Raw genomic sequence first — 18,943 nt, 5'->3', positions numbered from 1 at the left:
AACAAGCACATGTGAAAAAGTGCCGTATTGAGGGGGAATTTTATCAAATACTTGATTTGGTTAGAAAAAAATTATAGAAACACTACGGTGCATAACATTCTGGTAATTCTGTTAACAAATGTTTTACACATTGATAACCATCCGTTATATTGCGGGCCTAAAACATCCTTTGTTTAACCAAAAACTACACAGCATGAGAAGAACGCTACTTCTTGTAATGGCATTGGTCTGTACATGGACTTTAGCTATTGCACAAAAGGTAGAGGTAACCGGTAAGGTAACCGACAAAAATGGCGCCCCCTTTCGGGAGCAACCATTTCAGAAAAAGGGACAAGAAACGCTACAATGGCCGATGGCGATGGCTCGTTCAAAATTTCAGTGGCGCAAAATGCCAAATTGGTGATTTCTGCTACAGGCTTTCAAACAGTAGAAGTAGCTGCATCTGCGGCTGCATCTATCCAATTATCTCCAGCGGAAAGTAATTTGAGTGAAGTTGTTGTAACAAGCGCTGGGTGTAAAAAGGGAGAAAAAGGCGTTGGGCTATTCTGTTCAGGAAGTAAAGGGTGATAATCTGACCCTTGCTAAATCTGTAGACATCAGCTCTTCTTTGGCTGGTAAAGTCGCAGGTGTTCAGTTAGTAGGTTCTCCCAGCTCCACATTTGATAATGCAGACATCCTGATTCGTGGCGTTACAGGTCTCGGTCCTCAAGCGCCCATTTTTGTAGTGGATGGTACCATTACAAGTCAGAGTGCTGTTCTTATGGACAATGTGGAAAACGTTTCTGTACTGAAAGGTCCAGCCGCTACTGCATTGTACGGTCAGCGTGCTGCAAACGGTGCTGTGGTAATTACCACCAAAAAAGGAACAAGAAAGAAAACCCAGTCGGTGGAGCTAAACCTCGGTGCCACCATTGAAAATCTGGCATTGATTCCTCCTTATCAGAATCAATATGCTGGTGGTTATTCTTCTAGTTATACTAACAAAAACGCTCTTGGTGCTGGTTATCTCGATGATCAGGGATTTTACATTTTCAAATATCGTGCAGGTGTACACCCCGCCAGCTGGGCCTCGTTCGATGGACACCGGATGTTGGAATATGGTGCAGATGAAAGCTGGGGACCTAAAATTGATGGCAGTTTGTACCGTCCTTACTATAGCTGGTATCCCGGAGATGAATTCGGTAAGCTGTCTCCGCTTACGGCGCAGCCTAATAACGTAAAAGACTTCTTCAGAACTGGCGTGAATTTGAACAATACTGTTGCGTTCAACTCTGGTGGTGAAGCTCATAACTTCAGAATCAGTTATGGTAATCAAACCCGCAGTCTAATTATTGAAAATGCCAAGCGCCAACAACACCAATTGGCTATCAATGGTTCTTTTGACATCGGCAAATACATTACCATTTCAAGCGATATGGTTTATACAACCCGCAACACTACAGGTAAGCCTTCTGAAGGATATCGGTTGGACGGTTTGAATGTTACGCAAAATTTCAACCAATGGTTTCAGCGTCAATTGGATATTGATAGAATGCGTAGCTATCGTCAGCCAGATGGTAGCTTAAACAGCTGGAATATTGGTGACCCCAATGCTACAGGTAATTTGGCGGTATATGGCAAGCCTCAGTATTGGGATAACCCATGGTTTGTACTGAAAGAAAACTATGCTACAGAACGCCAAAACCGAATGATGGGTAACGTGGGAATGAATATCAAAATCAATAGCCATTTGAATCTGCAGAGCTATGTTCGTATGAACCAATATGCTACAGAAAGTGATCAGCGGGTAGCTTCTGGCGGTTTGAATATTGATGGTTACAATATTCTGCAAAACCAATACACAGAAATGAACTACGAAACGAACCTGATGTACAAAAATAAATTCGGTAAGTTTTCAGTAGATGGTTTAATCGGTGCTAACAGTCGTAAAAACTACTACTCTCAGTTGTATCAGGAAACTGTTGGTGGTTTAAGTTCACCCAACTACTTTGACATTTCTGCCTCAATTGGTCGTCCCAATATCTCTCGCAGCTACCAGAAGAAAATCGTAAACAGCATTTACGGTAAAGCATCAGTTGGCTGGAAGGATATGATTTATTTGGAAGGTACGTTGCGCAACGACTGGTCTTCAGCTTTGCCTAAAGAGAGCAACTCTTATTTGTACCCTTCATTAAGCTCTAGCTTCATTTTCACTGAGTTGTTGAAAACAAGCTGGTTAACCTTCGGTAAAATCCGTGCTTCTTATGCTTCAGTAGGTTCTGATCTGGATCCTCATAACCTGGACATCGCTATTAACAATGGTAGCTTCTATGGTGCAAACCCATCTGCTACTATCGGCAACCAGTTCCGAGGTGGTGGTATTCGTCCAGCTCTGACCAAAGCTTACGAAGCTGGTATTGAGCTTCGTTTCTTCCGTCGGCTGGGTTTGGATGTAACAGTGTACGAGAACAACAACACCGACCAAATCATTGGTGTTGACGTTTCTTCTGGTAGTGGTTTTACTACTGCACAAATCAATGCTGGTAACATCGTCAGCAGAGGTATTGAAATCTCACTGAACGGCACTCCAATCCAAAGCAAAAACTTCACATGGGAAGTGAGCCTCAACTGGGCTCGCAACAGAAATGAAGTAAAAGAATTGGCTCCTGGAATCAATAGCTATCTCTATGCTACCAACCGTTATGATACCCGACTCGAACACCGGGTAGGCGGTGAGTGGGGTACTTACTATGGCCGTATGTGGAGAGTGGATGAAAAAACCGGTAAGACTTTGATTGACCAAACTGGTCAGCCTTTGTATGACATCAATAAACCTATCGGTCAGGTGTTGCCAAAGTGGACTGGTGGTATGTTTAACTCTTTCCGCTACAAAGGTTTTGATCTTACATTCTCTCTTGATTTTCAAAGTGGTGGTTTGTTCTACTCTGAAACCCGCAACTTCAATACTGGTAGTGGTTTGAGCGAAGAAACTGTTGGTTTGAACGATAAGGGTTTTGATTGGAGAGACTACCCTGGTTCATACTCATCTGCAACAGGTAACGCTGGAAACGGTGGTATCCGTATCCCAGGCATTTTTGCCAATGGTCCTTTGATGAACCAAGAAAACAACCGCTACATTTCTGCCCGTGCTTATTGGTACACTGCCCGTCAGCGTGATGGAAGAAATGTGATACTTGATGCTTCTTACATCAAGCTTCGTGAAATTCGTTTCGGTTACAACATTCCTGCATCTTTCCTTGCCAAAACTAAAGTGTGCAAATCGGCAAACATTGGCCTGATTGTACAAAACGCTTGGTTGATTTGGGCTACGACAAAGAAATACGGTATCGATCCATCTGAGTTGGAAGTGTTCTACAGAGAAGGTGGTCAGCTTTCAGCAACACGTCAAATTGGTGGTAACCTGCGTATTACTTTCTAGTGTAATTGTTTCAATAAACTCAAAAGGATGAAGATGAAAAAAATAACCATACTATTAGCAACTGTATCGTTGTTGTACAGTTGTAACAAATTCGATGATACAAATGTCTCACCAGCATTGCTCACCCAGGCTTCTACTAAAGCCTTGTTGACCAATGCCCAACAGTCAATGTCCAATCAATTACTTGGCAATACAGCAGCCTCTCGATTAGCTGCTTTGTATGTGCAGCATTTGGCTGAGGGTCCCTACCCGGCTTCTTCGTTGTATAGTGACCGAAATCTCAATTTTTCTGGTTGGTATACAGGACCTCTGTATGATCTGCAAACTATCATTAACTACAACAATGATGGTTCATCTGCCGCCAATGGTAACGGATCTAAAAACAACCAGATTGCTGTTGCTCGTATTCTGAAAGCTTACTACTTCCAAAACCTTACAGACATTTGGGGTGATATTCCGTACTCTGAAGCTTTGAAGGGAAAAGAAGCCTTTAAGCCAAAATATGATAAGCAGCAGGATATTTATACTGCGCTTTTCAAAGAATTGACCGAAGCTGTGGCTCAAATCAATGAATCTGAAGCTGCAGTTGTTGGCGATGTGTTGCTGAATGGTAATATGGCAGCTTGGAAACGATTTGCAAATACCTTGAGAATGTCTATGGCGCTTCGCCTGAGTAAGGTGGATGCAGCAAAAGGTAAAACAGAATATGCTGCTGCTCTGGCTGCCGGAGTTATTACCAGCAATTCTCAAAACATCAGCTACAAGTTTTTGTCTACGGATCCGAATAACTACAACCCCTGGTACAACAACTACAATGTAAGCAACCGTAATGACTATGCTATTAGTAAAACGCTTACTGACTATATGGAACCTAAGGCTGATCCAAGATTGCCTATTTACGGTGAAGTATTGGCTGGTGGTATCGTAAAAGGTTTGCCATACGGTAGAAATGCTGCTGTAAATATTCCTGCAGCTTATAGCCGAATTGGTGAATTTTTCAAATCACAGGGTTCTGCATTGTATCTCTTTAACTATCCTCAGGTACTGTTTATGCAAGCTGAAGCCGCCAAACTTGGATATGTAACAGGAGGTGACGCTGAAGCAGAAGCAAAATACAAGGATGCAATAAAAGCTTCTTGGCAGATGTATGGCGTTTTCGATCAGGCTAAATATGATACTTACATCGCATTGCCAGCTGTGGCATATTCAAGTGCTGATGGTCATAAGAAAATTCTCACAGAGAAATGGGTACACATGTATCTCAACTCATGGGAAACATGGAGTGATTGGAGAAGAACCGGTTTCCCAACACTCACAGCAGCTACAGATGCAGTTGACTCTCGTGGTATTCCATATCGCTTGGGCTATCCACCCGCTGAATCTACACTGAACGGCGATAATTACAAAGCTGCTGTAACCAATATGGGAGGCACTGATGATAATTATGGTAAAATGTGGTGGGCTAAATAATTACCCTTCAAAACAAACAACATGAAAAAAGGGCTGACTCTTTATGAGTCGGCCCTTTTTGTAGACAAAAAGCATGTTCTTTCGGAACATGCTTTTGCTTTTATAACGGGAATGAATTACTTCAAAAAGCTGTCTTCAATAAATGTAGTTACCGCTTTTAAATCGCCTCCGGTTGCTTCGTACACGGCTATCTGACGATCGGCACCAGTGCCTACTTCCAGCATGCGCCGGATGTAACCCACTGCATGACGGCTACCCAATGGGTCGAGCACATCGTCTACAAAGTCGAGGAGTTCATAAATCAAAGCCCGTGTGTTTACTTCGGCTTCCTTGCCAAAATCAATCAGCGTACCATCAATACCATAGCGGCTGGCCCGCCATTTGTTTTCGTTGATGAGGGGGCGTGGGTAAATAATGAAGTTCATGTTTTGGCTGCGCAGCTTGTACAGCTTGGCACACAGCGCCTGAAACAATGCAGCAATGGCAATGGTTTCATCTACCGTCATGGGTATATCACAAATGCGAAACTCTACCGTATTGAAGAAAGGATGTACCCGCAGGTCCCACCATATTTTCTTGGCATTGTCGATGCAATTGGTTTTAATGAGCAGGTTGACAAAGCGATCGTAGCTCTCTACGTTTTCGAAATATTCTGGCAGGCCGGTACGTGGAAACTTATCGAATACTTTGGTACGATACGACTTGTAGCCGGTGCGGCGTCCTTCCCAAAAAGGCGAGTTGGTACTGAGTGCATAAATGTGCGGTAGAAAATACCGGGCACTGTTGGCAATGTGCATGGCAATGTCGCGGTTTTCCATGCCCACGTGTACATGCAATCCAAAAATGAGGTTGCTGCGGGCAGCGTCCTGCAGTTCATCAATCAACTGGCTGTAGCGGGCATGCTCGGTAATGAGTTGCATTTGCCAGCTGCTAAAGGGGTGAGTGCCACTGGCTGCCACCGATAAGTCGAGTTCGCCGGCAATGGTTTTGATGGTGCGGCGCAGGGTGCTGATGTCTTTGTAGGCTTCTTCAATGTTTTGGCAAATGTCGGTGCCTACTTCTACCACGGCCTGGTGCATCTCGGCCTTCACTTTATCCCGAATCACTTTTTGGCCTTCGGTTACAATGCGCTGGTCATGGCTTTTGAGCTCCTTAGTTACAGGGTCTATTACCATGTATTCTTCTTCTATACCGAGTGTAAATTGTTTGTAGGATAATGCCATAGCAGCAATGTTGTGGTTGGTAAAAATCTCAGGTCTTGAAAATAGGTGACAATTGCGATATACGTTTCAAAGCTGGCACAAAAAAAATCCGCCAGGCGGTTAGCCGCTGGCGGATGAAGCTATATGCAACGGTGCCTGTTGATTAGCGCAATGGCTTGCCGGCAGCACTGTTTTTGATGTAGGTGCCCCAGGTAAGATTGTCTTGACCGGGTACTTGTGCCAGTGCTTTTTCAATGGCAAAATTGGCAGCGGTTTCTATCACCCAGTCAAAGTTCTCCTGACCCACACTGTTGATGTCGGCATCGGGAGCGGGGTTACAAAAGTCGATGGCATAAGGCACGCCATCCCGCAGGGCCAGTTCTACGGTATTGAAATCGTAGCCCAGGTATTGGTTAATGCGCAGTACAATGTCTTCCATCAGCTTGTAGCGTTCGGGACTGGGGCTAAAATCGGCCACATACCGCATGTGGTGCGGGTTGCGGGGCTCATACGGCATTATGCGTACATGCTTGCCGCCAATACAATAGCAGCGGTAATATTCATCAAACACAATTTCTTCTTGCAGCAAGCATTACCAGTTGTTCGGTTTCGGGGTGCTTTTGGTAAAACTCCTCGAGGCTGTTGAGCTTGTACACGTTTTTCCAACCGCCACCGGCAAAGGGTTTCATATAGGCCGGAAAGCCCACGTAATCAAAAATGCCTTGCCAGTCCATGGGGTAGGCCAGGTTGGTAAACGATTCGTTGCTGGTATCGGTGGGCAACTCGTACGATGGCAGCAGCACAGTTTTGGGCACGGGCACATCAATTTGCGTAGCCAGGCAGTTGTTGAAAAACTTCTCATCGGCACTCCACCAAAACGGGTTGTTGATGACGGCCGTACCCCGCAGCGCAGCATTTTTCAGGTATGCCCGGTAAAAGGGGACATCCTGTGAAATGCGGTCTATGATGACTGCATAATCAGATGCTTCGCCCTGCATCACTTTGTTGATGCTAACCGGCTCTGCCGCTACGCTTTCTATTTGTTTGCTGTTGATGCGTTCGATAACGCCGTATGGAAACGAACGTTCTTTGCCAAAGAGTACGCCAATCTTTTTCATAAGTGCATGTTTGTGGTTTGGATAAGAAAGCCTTTGTATCAAATATATCGGGCAAAAAGGGAAGCGGCAAAATTACCCTTGTGTTTCGCCGTGCATTTTACAACGAATCGGGGGGCTGTTGCAAAAACTGCAGGTTGCGCCGAATGCCGGCATACTTTGACCGTTTGAGCGGCGAGTGCCGGAAAATCTCTTTGAAACCTTCTTCCGTCAACTCTTCCCAATCTTTACTGCTAAAGTTGAGGATGGCCGGAACAGGAGCGAAGCCCGGCTCCTGGTGCGGTTGAGCAAACCTGTTCCAGGGGCAAACGTCCTGGCAGGTGTCGCAGCCAAACATCCAGTTGTCAAACTTGCCCTGCATGCTGTCCGGTATCAGCATTTCTTTTAGCTCAATGGTGAAGTAGGAAATGCACTTGCTGCCATCTACCACATTGTTGGGCAAAATGGCTTGTGTGGGGCAGGCGTCAATACAGCGGGTGCAGCTGCCGCAAAAGTCTTTGGCCAGTGGCGCATCGGGCTCCAGTACCAAATCGGTAATGAGGGTGGCGATGAAAAAAAACGAGCCTGATTGCTTGTGAATGAGGTTGCCGTTTTTGCCAATCCAGCCCAAACCGCTGCGTTGTGCCCAGCTGCGTTCCAGCACCGGGGCACTGTCCACAAATCCACGACCGTTAATGTTACCAAATTGTGTTTTCAGAGCATCAAAAAACGAATTTAACTGCGTTCTGATGATGTCATGGTAATCTCTTCCGTAAGCGTACTTACTTATTTTGTATGCACTTGTTTGTTGAGTTTGTTCAGGATAGTAATTTTTAAGCACAGTTATTACAGAACGTGCACCTGGCAAGAGTTTCGCGGGATTTACACGAAGCTCAAAATGTCTTTCCATGTAGTACATTTGACCATGCATACCCTGTTGCAACCACTTCTCCAAACGCCTTGCGTCTTCGTCTAATGGTTGTGCGGCAGCAATGCCACAGTAGTGAAAGCCAAATTGGTTCGCCAACTGTTTCACCAATTGTTCAGGTTTATGTACTGAATGGTTCAATATTTCGTTCATTCAAAATGTAAAACAAATAATTTGCTCCTGCTGCTGTTCTGTATGGATTCTTGCATCATGTGTCATCAGTTATGCAGCGTATGCCTAACAGCCGGTTGCCGGCAAAAGTACTTGCTTATCATCCCAAAATGCATATGAACAACCCCATGAAAAAACTAATGCTGTTGGTAGCAGCCGTTTGCTGCTCCGGTACACTGTGGCTACATGCTCAGGATCCTAAAAAATGCACAAGAAAAATTCGACTTCAAGTTTGGCAAAGTTGTAAAAGAAGATTTTACGCTGCCTGCCGATGCCATTGAAAAAGATGCCGCCGCCTACACCATTTGCGACAAAGGCTTTACCGAGTTTGAAGGCAATAGCAAAGGCTGGTTTACCCTCAAGTTTACCCGAAAAGTGCGTATCAAAATCAACAACATCAACGGTATCGATGCTGCGGATTTTCGCATTCCGCTCTATCACAATGGTTCGAGTGTAGAAAGATTGATGGGGTTGAAGGCCATTGCCTTCAACCTGGAAGGCGACAAAGTGGTAGAAACCGCTCTTAAGAGTGATCAGGTTTTTGTAGACAAATACAGCAAGCGGCTCGATTTTAAAAAGTTTTCGGTACCCGGCGCCAAGGCTGGTTCGCTGATTGATGTTACCTACACCATCGAAAGCGATTTTCTGAATGCGCTGCAGCCATGGGCTTTTCAAAACAGTTATCCCTGCTACTGGAGTGAATATGAAGTAGGCTTTCCTTTCTTCTTCAACTATGTAACGCTGATGCAGGGTTACCAGCCTTTTTATCAGCGCAGCAGCAACGAAGTGCGGCAAAACTTCAACATCATGATTCCTTCGGATGAAGGCATTGGTGGCCGCAGCCAAATGGTCACCGAAGAAGCCAATGTACAGTTTACCCGTTGGGTAATGAAAAATGTACCGGCGCTGAAAGAGGAAGCCTTTACATCTTCTTTGGAAAACCACATTTCAAAAATTGAATTTCAACTGAAACAACTACGCTTTGAAGGTTCGCCTTACAGAGAAATGATGGGTAGCTGGCCGGCAGTAGTGCAGCGTTACAATGAATTTGAATCGTTTGGCCTGAACCTCTACAAAAACAATGGCTTTTTGGATGATGAAATAAAACCCGTAGTAGCCAAGGCCAATACCCCAATGGGAAAAGCCCAGGCGCTGTATGCCTATGTGCGGGATAAATATACCTGTACTGGTGGCGGCGATTTTTTAACCAGCAATTTGCGGGCAGTACCCAAAACCAAAAGCGGCAATGTGGGCGACCTCAACCTGTTGCTCACCGCCATGCTCAACCGCGAAAACATAGAGGCACACCCCGTTATACTTTCTACCCGCAGCAATGGCTGGGCACATGAGTTATACCCGCTTACCGATCGCTACAATTATGTAGTAGTAAGGGCCCGCATTGATGGTAAAGAATACATGCTGGATGCCACCGAGCCGGGCCTGCCTTTTGGTGTATTGCCACCACAGTGCTACAATGGTCAGGCACGTGAAATTTTGGGCTTGGGTGCAGCCATTGAGCTTACGCCCGATTCCATTACCGAAAAGAAAACCAGCACGTTCTTTTTAAGCACAGGTGAAGATGGAAAATGGACCGGTGAATTTACCAGCAACTTTGGCGTGTATGAAAGTTTGGCCATCAGGCAAGAAGCCAAAAAGAATGGATTGCAAAACCGGAAGAATCAAATTAAAAAAGCTGCACCATCAGAATTTGTATTTGAAGATCCTGCATTTGAACAGTTAGAAAATCCGGAGCAGCAAGTAAAAGTACGTTATGCTGTAAAGCCACAAGTGGAAGAGGATGCAGACCTGATTTACCTCAATCCTATGTTGGCCGAAGGCTTTAAAGAGAATCCTTTCAAGAGTGCAGAACGTTTGTATCCGGTAGAAATGCCGTATACCATGAACGAGATGTATGTGGCCAACATAGAAGTGCCTGCAGGGTATGTGTTGGAAGAAGCACCCAAGAGCACCAAAGTAAACTTGTTCGACGACGAAGGCTTTTTCGAATACATGGTAAGTACAGATGGCACAAGGGTGATGTTGCGCATCCGGCTGGTCATTAAGCGGGCTGAATTTGCAGCAGAAGATTATGAAGGATTGCGGGAATTTTTCAGCTATGTGGTAAAAAAGCAAGCTGAAACCATTGTATTTAAGAAGAAGCCTAAACAGTAAATTGATGCGTATGAAATTTTTGTGTGCATGTGTGGCGCTGTGTACATTGGCTACTACAGCAGCGGCACAAGAGTATGCTTTCAAACTAATACCAGATTCGCTACTCAAAGGTGCTGATGTAGTAAAGCGGGTAGACCGCGATGTGGTGACTATTGAAAGCAAGCTGAAAGCTGAACGACGTTATAAACTGGTGTATACCATTCTCAATGAAAAAGGAGATGATTTTGCCAGTCATCAAGAGTATTACGACCGCTTTCAATCTATCAGCGATATTGAAGCCAACCTGTACGATGCAGACGGCAATAAAATTAAATCGCTGAAGAAAAATGAAATTAAAGACCTGAGTGGTATGGGAGGCGGCACCGAAGTATCGGACGACCGTATAAAGGCTTTTGGCTTTTACCACAAAACGTATCCGTATACGGTAGAGTTCGAGGTATCGCTCAACTTAAAAGGCCTCATGTTTTTACCGGCATGGTACGCTATAGAAGGGCAGCGCATTGGCGTACAGCAGAGTAGCCTTGAAATTATTGCCGCTCCTGGATTAGAAGTATTGCATAAGTCGTACAACTATCCGGGCCAACCTGTTGTGACCGATATCAATGGTCGCAAAAGCATAAAGTGGGAAGCCAAAAACATGCGGCCCATGCAGCGGGAGTATGCAGCACCACCATGGTACGAAATCACCCCGGCAGTGTTTACGGCCATGAAAAACTTTCAGATGGATGAATATGAAGGCAGCAATGAAAGCTGGGAAGCATTTGGCGCTTTTGTATATGAAATGATTAAAGGCCGCGATGAACTGCCCCCCTTGCTGAAAGGCAAAGTACAGGAGTTGATTGCCGGTAAAAATACTACCCGTGAAAAAGTGGAAGCTCTCTACAAATACATGCAGGAAAATACCCGCTACATCAGCATACAGTTGGGTATTGGTGGATGGCAGCCATTTGATGCAGCATTTGTATACAACAAAAATATGGTGATTGTAAAGCACTGACCAATTACATGCATGCCATGCTGAAGGAGGCCAATATTCCTTCCATTTACACACTGGTAAAATCGGGTGCAGGCATTACCCGTTTTATGGAAGATTTTCCATCATCACAGTTTAATCATGTGATATTGTGTGTGCCACAGGAAAAAGACAGCATTTGGCTGGAATGTACCAGCCAAACCATGCCCGCAGGTTACCTCGGCGATTTTACCAATAACCGGCCTGTATTGCTGGTGAAGGAAACCGGCAGCAAACTGGTGCGTACTCCACACTACAACGAACAACAAAACCAACAGCTGCGCCATGTAAAAGCACGGCTGAGCAGTGATGGTCATTTAATCATCAATGCCAATACGATGTATACCGCCATTCAGCAAGATGATTTGCATGGCATGATACATGCCCTGACTGCCGAAAAGCAAAAAGAAGTTTTGCAACAGCGGTTTGCATTAGGTACTTACGAAATCAAAAACTTCACCTATAGCGAACGAATGAAAACATTGCCGGAGCTGGAAGAAAACATTGATATTCAGGTAAGCAACTATGCACAGGTAACCGGCAAGCGATTGATGTTTGCACCCAATGTAATGTCGAAGGGAAACTGGCGGCTCAATCAGGATTCATCTCGCAAGGCTGATATTGTATTTACATATCCTTACACCGATATAGACACTGTAACCATTGATGTGGGAGTGGGCTACAAAGTAGAAGCGATGCCCAAAGCGGTACATTTTACCACGGCCTTTGGTAGCTATCAATCGAGCTGCGAGTATAAAGATGGTGCTGTGTTGTACTATCGCCGTATGCAGCGCAAAGAAGGCCGTTTTCCTGCCAGCCAATGGAAGGAACTGGAGCAGTTTTTTGAAAACATCACCAAGGCCGACCGCAGCCGTATTGTGCTGGTGAAAGAAGAATGATGGAGTAGATGTCAGATGATTGATAAGAGGAGAGAAGGAAGCAGGTGACATTCAATTTACAAATCCTGAAGAGTTGAAATTGGCGACTCCTTTCGCTGGCCTCCGGGCCAGTGAATATTGGTTACTCCTGCTGCGGCGAAAGCTGTTGCCTCTTGAAGTGCTGGCTGTGTAACCTGCCCGTCAAGTAGCCGAATGCTTGAGTCCTCGCTGTTCGTGATTTGCATACCTAACTTAAGTAAGTTCGAATGTGCGAATTACAAATCCCGAAGAGCTGGGTTATCAGCCTGCCGACAAAAGACAAATAAGATGACATGAGCAGTATTTAGGCAGTCCATAAAAGAAAATTTATTATTTGAAATTTCTTTTTGTCTTCTTGGCTTTGTGTGCCCTGAAACAAAGGAGAGAAGCCGCTTTGCTTTAGTTTGTCATTGTCGGCAAGAAAGGATGTCGTAATAACTTCTAGGCGTTTATTCAAGTCAGGATCCATAGATTTTGAAATCTTGTCGACAAGTTCCTTGTACATATTCAAGACCGAAACGGGTGCCTTTGGTGATAATTGTAAGTGAATGTCATTTAATAAAATGGCATAAACGTCAGGGTAAAGTTTAAAAGTCTGCAATGACAAAAGCGAGGATAAATATGCCTTGGGCTGTACATACTTTTGCTTTTGGTCCATTTCACTTATGAATGTCGTAAGCTTGGCATTTAGCACAGTGTCGTAAGCTACTTTAAGCTGTTGTAATAAATTTTGTAATTCATTCGAAAGCATAAGTTCTTTTCTAAGTTGACGATACTTTGGTAGTAGGTCAGTTTTTAGATTCGTGATGTAGTTTGTCGATATAACGATATCTGTATTCCAGGCTGTGTCAGCCAGACATTTTTCAAACTCCTCTTTTGTTAGTATCGTACTGTCACATGAATTTGAAACAAAACTTTGTCCGTATGAGTCGCATCCAAGAATGATGAAGAATAGAATTAATAAGATTAGTGAGTGTCTCATGATATAGTGCATGACATTTTCGTGCTTTGTGTTAGGGCGGGTTTCAGCGTATAAAGTTTTCAATCAGTACTGAACTTAAATAGAAGGACAAAGATCCACGTGTACACGTCACCCAGACAAACGCAAAACCTTTACTTTTCGTGTTTTTCAATCAAGAACTAATGTAGGCTGTAATGTGCGGATTATAATTTCAACGTTGCGGATTCGGGATTGCAAATCCAGAAGAGCTGGTATTTATCCCTTTCGGCTATTCAATTGTTGTCAATAATCACTTTGTATCGCAGCATTCGTTTTCTGTCAAACAAGATGTCTATATAATACAAGGCATTGTCTGTAATCACATAGTCAAACGCATACACGTTGCCTGTGCGATGGTAAGAAATGTACTGTTGCCTTTTCAGCGCTAGTGTATCGAGCCGGCGCTGCTTTTTTCTCTTGCGGGTTTCGTCGTACACCCAAATGTCGGGGTTGCGAAAAATGTTGGTATTGATTTGAAGGTCTTTGAAGCGACCATTGTACGCAATTGTAAACCGGATGCTGTCGCCTTTCTGGGCATGAATGATTCCGGAAGCTGGCGTTATCAATTGCAGATTTTGTATTTCGCCGGGCTGGTAATAGGGGTTAGTAGCAAAACTGTCTTTGGTATACTGCGGCAGCAAGCGACCATTGGCTGTTTTTTGGATAATGATTTTTAGCAAATGCGGCAGCCGGTGTAAGCCAGTAGTAGTCGTTGTAATTTTTTTGAAAACGCAACAACTTGTAATCGTCATTTTTACTACAACCACCGCTGGCCCAGGTAGCATCCAGAAGATGGTAAGCACTCTCTATCCACACTGCATTCCATGCATGATCCAGCGTGCCGGCAGTACCCACCTGATAAGGTTCCGTTCTGATATAGCCCACAATGTACTCCGACCGCAATCCCGCCAGGTCGCACATCTTTTTAAACAGCATGGCATATCCCTGGCACACGGCTTTTTTTCGGCGTAAAATTTTGTCGATATAGGCTGCTTCCCACACTACTCGTTTGGCTTCGCACTGCTGCTCATTTTTACAGCGGAAGGTTTTGGGTTCTTTGCCTTTGTAGAAGTACTTGTTGTAATACTTGTAATCGTATTCGATGTTTTCCGTTATCCATTTAAAAATGGCTCTGGCCTTGCGAAGTTGGTCGGGATACGGATTCGTTAGTTTGTGTGTCAAATCAACCAGACTGTTGCGGTATGATACCGTGCTCACAAAACTATCGACTGCAGAAAAGGCAGCTGTCGGTTGTTGCGAAAACAGCGCAACAGGCAACAATACAATCAACAATAGCAGCAGTTGCTTTTTGGTCATGTGAATTGTGAAGATAGTATGGGCTTACAAAATAACCAATGTCAATTTATGCAGAACTCTGTTGCAAGGAGTAGTTCAATGGTTGGCATCTGTTGTTGTCTCTTTGTTGTACTGTTCTTTCTTCAAACAGGCTGTTGAAACAGGGTAGCAGTTAGTGTGATTGAATTTTCAGCACATGGGCAAAGGGTTGTTGTGGAGCGTTGTCGGGAAAGACAACTTCGAGGCCCGCAGCAGTTTGGCTAAATGCCAGTGGTTGTTGGGTTTCCAGCCAGGTTACCTGTTGTACCTGCAGGCTCATGTCGGGTTTGCCCGTAGCCAAAGATGTGATACAAACTTTGCGGTCTGCCGGCCATTCCATCACGATGGCATAGAGATCATTGTTTTTGCTGGTAAAGCGAATGTCTTGTGCGGTATAGCTGGTTTTGCCTTCGTTGAAGCCTTGTGCGGTAAGCTTCGCTTGGTTTTGCGTGGAAGGTCCTTCACCATATATTTTCCATGGACGAGTATCATAAATGCATTCACTGTTGCGCTTCATCCATTGGCCAATGCCGTCGAGAATGTGGCGTTCCAGTTCGTCGATACTGCCATTGCCTCGTACAGGAACATTCAGCAGGTAGTTGCCGTTTTTACTCACCACATCTACCATTGTTTGTATCACCATGCTGGCAGGTTTATAACCGTTGCGGTCGTACACAGCCCTGTTGTAATGCCAGTCGCCCAGGCAGGTGTCCGTTTGCCATACAAAGGGCTGGCAATCGTTGGCTTGTCCTCTTTCAATATCCCACACCATGGCTTTGCGTTGCTGTTCATCAAGAATTTTTCCATTGATGACTGCCCGCAGCTGGCCATGTTTTTTGATGCTGCGGTTGTAGTGGTGAGCAGCTATGCGAAGGCCGGCATCGCTAATGGGCCAAAAAGGCAATTGCGAATCATCGAAATACAAAATATCGGGTTCGTATTGGTTGATGAGATCGATGGTGCGGTTCACAAAGTTTTGGATGTACGCTGCTGAGGGCGGACAAACGCCGTTGCCCCAATCCCATTGCCGGTGTATCATGCCGTTGTCGGCACTGTTTTGGCTCAGTGGGTGTTGCTGGGCATACAGCTCCTGCGGGTCGAGGCCTTCCCACCAGGTGCCTTTGCCATCGGCACGGGTGCTGTTGCCATCGTACGGAATGCCCGCCATCGGGCCATGCTGGTCGCTCCGTTGTGTTACCTCATACCACGACCATGCGTGGGCTGCATGTATGCTTACGCCAAAGGGCAGGTCCATTTTTTTGGCGGCTTTGGCCCATCCGCCCACAATGTCTTTTTGGGGACCCAGCCGGGTGGCATTCCAGTGTTGTTGGTGTTTGCTGTTGTACAAATCAAAATTGTCGTGGTGGTTGGCCATGGCCATAAAATAGCGGGCACCGGTTTGTTTGTACAGCGCTACCAGTTCTTCCGGCTGCCAGGCTTCAGCCTTCCATTGCCGTATCACTTCTTTAAAACCCACCGATGATGGGTGGCCATAATGCTGCAGGTGATGCTTGTATTGGCGGCTGCCTTCCTGATACATGCCCCGGGCGTACCAGTCGCCGGCTTCGGGCTGGCACTGTGGGCCCCAGTGTGCCCAAATGCCAAACTTGGCGTTTTGGTACCATGCTGGTACCCGATAGGTTTGCAGCGATTCCCAGGTGGGTTGAAAAGGCCCTTGTAATAAGGGTTCATTGCCGGCCAGTTGCTGCCAAAGGCGCTCCGCCTGCAGGGCATGGGACAGGGAGAGGGCGGGCAGTGTTATTCCAATTTGTTTCAGGAGTGTTCTTCTCTTCATGTTGACGGTGCTTGTGCGTACCCGTAAAGCTACACGGATTGCTGATTGTGTGGCGCTTGAGGTGAAGGAGAAGGTCGAGGTTAAGGTTAAGGTCGAGGTCAAGGTAGAGGAGAATACATGCCGGGCTGAAAATTGGTGATTGCTTTCGCTGGCCTCCGGGCCAGTGAATAGTGGTTACTCCTTTCCAGGCGCAAGTGTGCTGCAAAGCAGGTCACTAGTGCCAGTTTACATTGTCCCGATTGTATCGGGCATTCAGCACAAACTTTCCATTACTTGCTGCGTCGCTATTGGTTTGTCTTATTTCATCTGGACACAGTCCGGCAGGATTGAAAAGTTACAAGTGACCCGTTTGGGCGGAACACTTGCGCCAGAAGGGTCGAAGAGCTGGTTGTTAAAGCTATTTTAGTTGTCTTTAACTTGGCTATCGATTATAGCTTTAAACTCAGAAAGCTTATTTTCAGCCCTAATTAATCTTTCAATTTCGATGTTTGAAAGAAAAATAATTTTATTTCTGTCTTTAGATCCTCGAACAGCTTCAATATATGTGGTTTTAGCAATGTAACCTGATGTAGCAAGAATACCTAGTTCTGCAAAACCATTTGAATTTTCTATTTTGGATTTAAAGACAATGAAATCATTTTTTGAAACACCTTCATTGGGCTTATTCTTACACTCAATGAGAATATATTTACCGAATTTACCTAAAAAAGTATCAGCAACATCATTTCGAATGATAAGATCTACTTCGTTTTTAGATCCATCTATAACTCTTTTCAGAACTTGCTTAAATCCTATCGATTGAAATACCAAACTTAAAAAATGTTCAAATTTTTCACCCTTTAAATAGGTGTCTTTTTCATTTTTTGTTTCAGAATAAAATTGTAAAAGAGCATTATTTATTTCTGAAGAATCTTGATCTAGTTTTTGAAAATACAATTCGATAACAGACTTTAATTTAGGAATCCATATATCGTAGCTTTCTTTATCAAGTACATCAAGGACTTTACCTGATAATAGAAGATCTTTTAGTTTTGTAAAATACTCACCTTTAAATGCAGATACAATTAGCACCTTAGCAAATGGGTTTACTTCAAAAATCTTTTTTATTACGTGAATACCATCGAAGGAAAACCCATCCATTCTAAGGTCTACAATTGCTAGATTATAAAATCTATTTTCTATTGCATTTATTATTGTTTCTTCTTCAAAGACTGGCTCAAAGGTACAATTAGAAATTGCTCCGGTAAGGGCCTTAGATAGGCCTTCTGCTTGTTCTTTAACGTCATCTATTACTAAAACTGAGTTCCTCATATTCCCGAAATGTGAGTGTAAGGTAAAGATATTCTAAAAGCTTTTGTAAATGGTTCAATATCTGTCAGTTCGACTTGTATATCCCCCTTTAATAAGTCACAAATATACTTGGCATGATACAAGCCTATTCCTGATCCACCGGTAGTAGAAAAGCCAAAATTGAAGATTTTTTCAATGTTGTCCTTGGGAATTCTCGTGCCATTGTCAAAAATGTGAATTATAACCATCTGATTTACAGATACTTCTAACTTTATCTTCGGATTTTCGACTCCGTCGCAGCTTTTAATAGCATTAATGATAATATTGTTGAACATTTGCAATACGGACTGAAAAGGTAACTTAAATCTTACGTCAATTTCCTGAGGCAGCTTTTTGAAAAATTCAATTTTTTTCTCAAAGAAAATGTTTCTGTTTAGTAACTCGACTGCAGATATTAAGCTCGTAATTGAAAAGGTCTCATCTTGTGAGTAGGGTATTAACTCGGCAAAGTTTTCCATAGTTTGCCTAATAACTTTCAGGTTTGTCTTTAATGATAATAAGTGTTCATCTGTTAATTCTTTTAGCGTATTAGTTGAAAGGATACTATCCATACTTTGAATAGAATTTTTAATATCATGTTTTGCAAAGTTTCCTAAATAAGAAATATGGTTATCATGAGACTTTGACAAAGCATCGATTGTTTTTCCAAGATTTTGCAATTCTAGTTTTAAAGAGTCAAGCCTTAATCTTTGATTAGCTGGATTTAGAGTTTTATGTGGAATGTATTTTTTTCTTTTTGACATTTTATTTCAATTTTTTTATCAAGTATTATTTGTGATGTTTTACGTATATCAAGTAGCTTGATGGTGTTTACCCTATTTAATGGTAGTTGAAGATAAGCCGTTGGGCGAATTTCGCAAAACGCTGTTATCACCTCTGGGTAACCCTTTTGCGAGAAGAATAGCCATTAATCCATTTTTTAATCCGATCAGATTGCCCATTTACTTCGTGATTATTGAATAAGTAATCACTACATCTCCTTCGTGCCCTTCCTGTCTTTCCGCCTTCGTGGTTCCCGCCACCCACCATTCCCGCCTTTTTTTCAGGTCGTCATATTCCCCTCTGCCGTTCAGGCTGCT

The 18,943-nt window shown here is 44.0% G+C and carries 15 protein-coding genes and 1 pseudogene; 6 read left to right on the top strand and 10 right to left on the bottom strand.

From position 1 onward, the window contains the following. Nucleotides 1-306: 306 nt before the first annotated feature. From GLV81_RS11190 to GLV81_RS11180, 3 genes and pseudogenes are all read left to right on the top strand, one after another. Nucleotides 307-567, top strand: a pseudogene (locus GLV81_RS11190) (carboxypeptidase-like regulatory domain-containing protein); the annotation flags it as partial. Further along, nucleotides 536-3,418 (top strand): SusC/RagA family TonB-linked outer membrane protein, encoded by a 2,883-nt coding sequence (locus GLV81_RS11185; protein ID WP_197428250.1) that lies wholly within the window; start codon nt 536-538, stop codon nt 3,416-3,418. The pseudogene GLV81_RS11190 and the gene GLV81_RS11185, both read left to right, overlap by 32 nt. Nucleotides 3,419-3,451: 33 nt before the next feature. After that, nucleotides 3,452-4,888, top strand: a complete 1,437-nt coding sequence (locus tag GLV81_RS11180) for a SusD/RagB family nutrient-binding outer membrane lipoprotein (protein WP_197428249.1) — start codon at nt 3,452-3,454, stop codon at nt 4,886-4,888. Nucleotides 4,889-5,004: 116 nt separating this feature from the next. On the opposite strand, the gene GLV81_RS11175 is transcribed toward GLV81_RS11180, so the two are convergent. The 4 genes from GLV81_RS11175 to queG form a co-directional block, all read right to left on the bottom strand. Beyond that, nucleotides 5,005-6,111: a carboxylate-amine ligase gene (locus GLV81_RS11175; protein ID WP_157478938.1), complete on the bottom strand. Its 1,107-nt coding sequence runs from the start codon at nt 6,109-6,111 to the stop codon at nt 5,005-5,007. A gap of 142 nt (nt 6,112-6,253) precedes the next feature. Next, nucleotides 6,254-6,679, bottom strand: coding sequence for an ATP-grasp domain-containing protein (locus GLV81_RS20375; protein ID WP_246185944.1), 426 nt, complete (start codon nt 6,677-6,679; stop codon nt 6,254-6,256). Beyond that, the gene (locus GLV81_RS20370; RefSeq protein ID WP_246185943.1) at nt 6,654-7,208 is read right to left on the bottom strand and encodes an ATP-grasp domain-containing protein; all 555 of its coding nucleotides are present in this window, start codon (nt 7,206-7,208) and stop codon (nt 6,654-6,656) included. Before GLV81_RS20370 ends, GLV81_RS20375 begins: the two co-directional genes overlap by 26 nt. A gap of 97 nt (nt 7,209-7,305) precedes the next feature. Next, nucleotides 7,306-8,220 (bottom strand): tRNA epoxyqueuosine(34) reductase QueG, encoded by a 915-nt coding sequence (gene queG, locus GLV81_RS11165; RefSeq protein ID WP_246185942.1) that lies wholly within the window; start codon nt 8,218-8,220, stop codon nt 7,306-7,308. A gap of 249 nt (nt 8,221-8,469) precedes the next feature. On the opposite strand from queG, the gene GLV81_RS11160 reads away from it, so the two are divergent. The 3 genes from GLV81_RS11160 to GLV81_RS11150 are packed head-to-tail and all read left to right on the top strand — an operon-like array spanning nt 8,470 to nt 12,366. After that, complete coding sequence (locus GLV81_RS11160; RefSeq protein WP_157478936.1) at nt 8,470-10,455, top strand: transglutaminase-like domain-containing protein; 1,986 nt, start codon at nt 8,470-8,472, stop codon at nt 10,453-10,455. Nucleotides 10,456-10,459: 4 nt separating this feature from the next. Continuing rightward, the gene (locus GLV81_RS11155; protein WP_157478935.1) at nt 10,460-11,452 is read left to right on the top strand and encodes a DUF3857 domain-containing protein; all 993 of its coding nucleotides are present in this window, start codon (nt 10,460-10,462) and stop codon (nt 11,450-11,452) included. Between the two features lie 8 nt (nt 11,453-11,460). Then, nucleotides 11,461-12,366: a hypothetical protein gene (locus GLV81_RS11150; RefSeq protein WP_157478934.1), complete on the top strand. Its 906-nt coding sequence runs from the start codon at nt 11,461-11,463 to the stop codon at nt 12,364-12,366. 322 nt (nt 12,367-12,688) lie between these two features. Here the strand turns inward: GLV81_RS11150 and GLV81_RS11145 are convergent, their stop codons facing one another. The 6 genes from GLV81_RS11145 to GLV81_RS11120 all read right to left on the bottom strand — a co-directional run bounded on the left by GLV81_RS11145 (nt 12,689) and on the right by GLV81_RS11120 (nt 18,607). Beyond that, a complete protein-coding gene (locus tag GLV81_RS11145) occupies nt 12,689-13,366 on the bottom strand; it encodes a hypothetical protein (RefSeq protein ID WP_157478933.1) in 678 nt (225 codons plus the stop codon). Nucleotides 13,367-13,617: 251 nt separating this feature from the next. Further along, nucleotides 13,618-14,025, bottom strand: a complete 408-nt coding sequence (locus tag GLV81_RS11140) for a hypothetical protein (RefSeq protein ID WP_157478932.1) — start codon at nt 14,023-14,025, stop codon at nt 13,618-13,620. Further along, nucleotides 13,988-14,701, bottom strand: coding sequence for a transglutaminase domain-containing protein (locus GLV81_RS11135; protein WP_157478931.1), 714 nt, complete (start codon nt 14,699-14,701; stop codon nt 13,988-13,990). Before GLV81_RS11135 ends, GLV81_RS11140 begins: the two co-directional genes overlap by 38 nt. Nucleotides 14,702-14,852: 151 nt before the next feature. Next, complete coding sequence (locus tag GLV81_RS11130; RefSeq protein ID WP_157478930.1) at nt 14,853-16,514, bottom strand: alpha-L-fucosidase; 1,662 nt, start codon at nt 16,512-16,514, stop codon at nt 14,853-14,855. Between the two features lie 402 nt (nt 16,515-16,916). Next, nucleotides 16,917-17,825, bottom strand: coding sequence for a response regulator (locus tag GLV81_RS11125; protein ID WP_157478929.1), 909 nt, complete (start codon nt 17,823-17,825; stop codon nt 16,917-16,919). Continuing rightward, nucleotides 17,822-18,607, bottom strand: coding sequence for a sensor histidine kinase (locus GLV81_RS11120; protein ID WP_157478928.1), 786 nt, complete (start codon nt 18,605-18,607; stop codon nt 17,822-17,824). The genes GLV81_RS11125 and GLV81_RS11120 overlap by 4 nt, the downstream gene beginning before the upstream one ends. Nucleotides 18,608-18,943: the final 336 nt, after the last annotated feature.

The sequence above is a fragment of the Phnomibacter ginsenosidimutans genome, from assembly GCF_009740285.1.
Classification (GTDB): Bacteria; Bacteroidota; Bacteroidia; order Chitinophagales; family Chitinophagaceae; genus Phnomibacter; species Phnomibacter ginsenosidimutans.
This window is presented reverse-complemented; position numbering and strand designations above follow the sequence as displayed.

What these genes read in the sequence shown, in the direction of transcription:
- GLV81_RS11180 (WP_197428249.1), top strand. Translation starts at nt 3,452, where the DNA reads ATGAAAAAAATAACCATACTATTAGCAACTGTATCGTTGTTGTACAGT.
- GLV81_RS11175 (WP_157478938.1), bottom strand. Translation starts at nt 6,111, where the DNA reads ATGGCATTATCCTACAAACAATTTACACTCGGTATAGAAGAAGAATAC.
- GLV81_RS20370 (WP_246185943.1), bottom strand. Translation starts at nt 7,208, where the DNA reads ATGAAAAAGATTGGCGTACTCTTTGGCAAAGAACGTTCGTTTCCATAC.
- GLV81_RS11160 (WP_157478936.1), top strand. Translation starts at nt 8,470, where the DNA reads ATGCTCAGGATCCTAAAAAATGCACAAGAAAAATTCGACTTCAAGTTT.
- GLV81_RS11155 (WP_157478935.1), top strand. Translation starts at nt 10,460, where the DNA reads ATGCGTATGAAATTTTTGTGTGCATGTGTGGCGCTGTGTACATTGGCT.
- GLV81_RS11150 (WP_157478934.1), top strand. Translation starts at nt 11,461, where the DNA reads ATGCATGCCATGCTGAAGGAGGCCAATATTCCTTCCATTTACACACTG.
- GLV81_RS11145 (WP_157478933.1), bottom strand. Translation starts at nt 13,366, where the DNA reads ATGAGACACTCACTAATCTTATTAATTCTATTCTTCATCATTCTTGGA.
- GLV81_RS11135 (WP_157478931.1), bottom strand. Translation starts at nt 14,701, where the DNA reads ATGACCAAAAAGCAACTGCTGCTATTGTTGATTGTATTGTTGCCTGTT.
- GLV81_RS11130 (WP_157478930.1), bottom strand. Translation starts at nt 16,514, where the DNA reads ATGAAGAGAAGAACACTCCTGAAACAAATTGGAATAACACTGCCCGCC.
- GLV81_RS11125 (WP_157478929.1), bottom strand. Translation starts at nt 17,825, where the DNA reads ATGAGGAACTCAGTTTTAGTAATAGATGACGTTAAAGAACAAGCAGAA.
- GLV81_RS11120 (WP_157478928.1), bottom strand. Translation starts at nt 18,607, where the DNA reads ATGTCAAAAAGAAAAAAATACATTCCACATAAAACTCTAAATCCAGCT.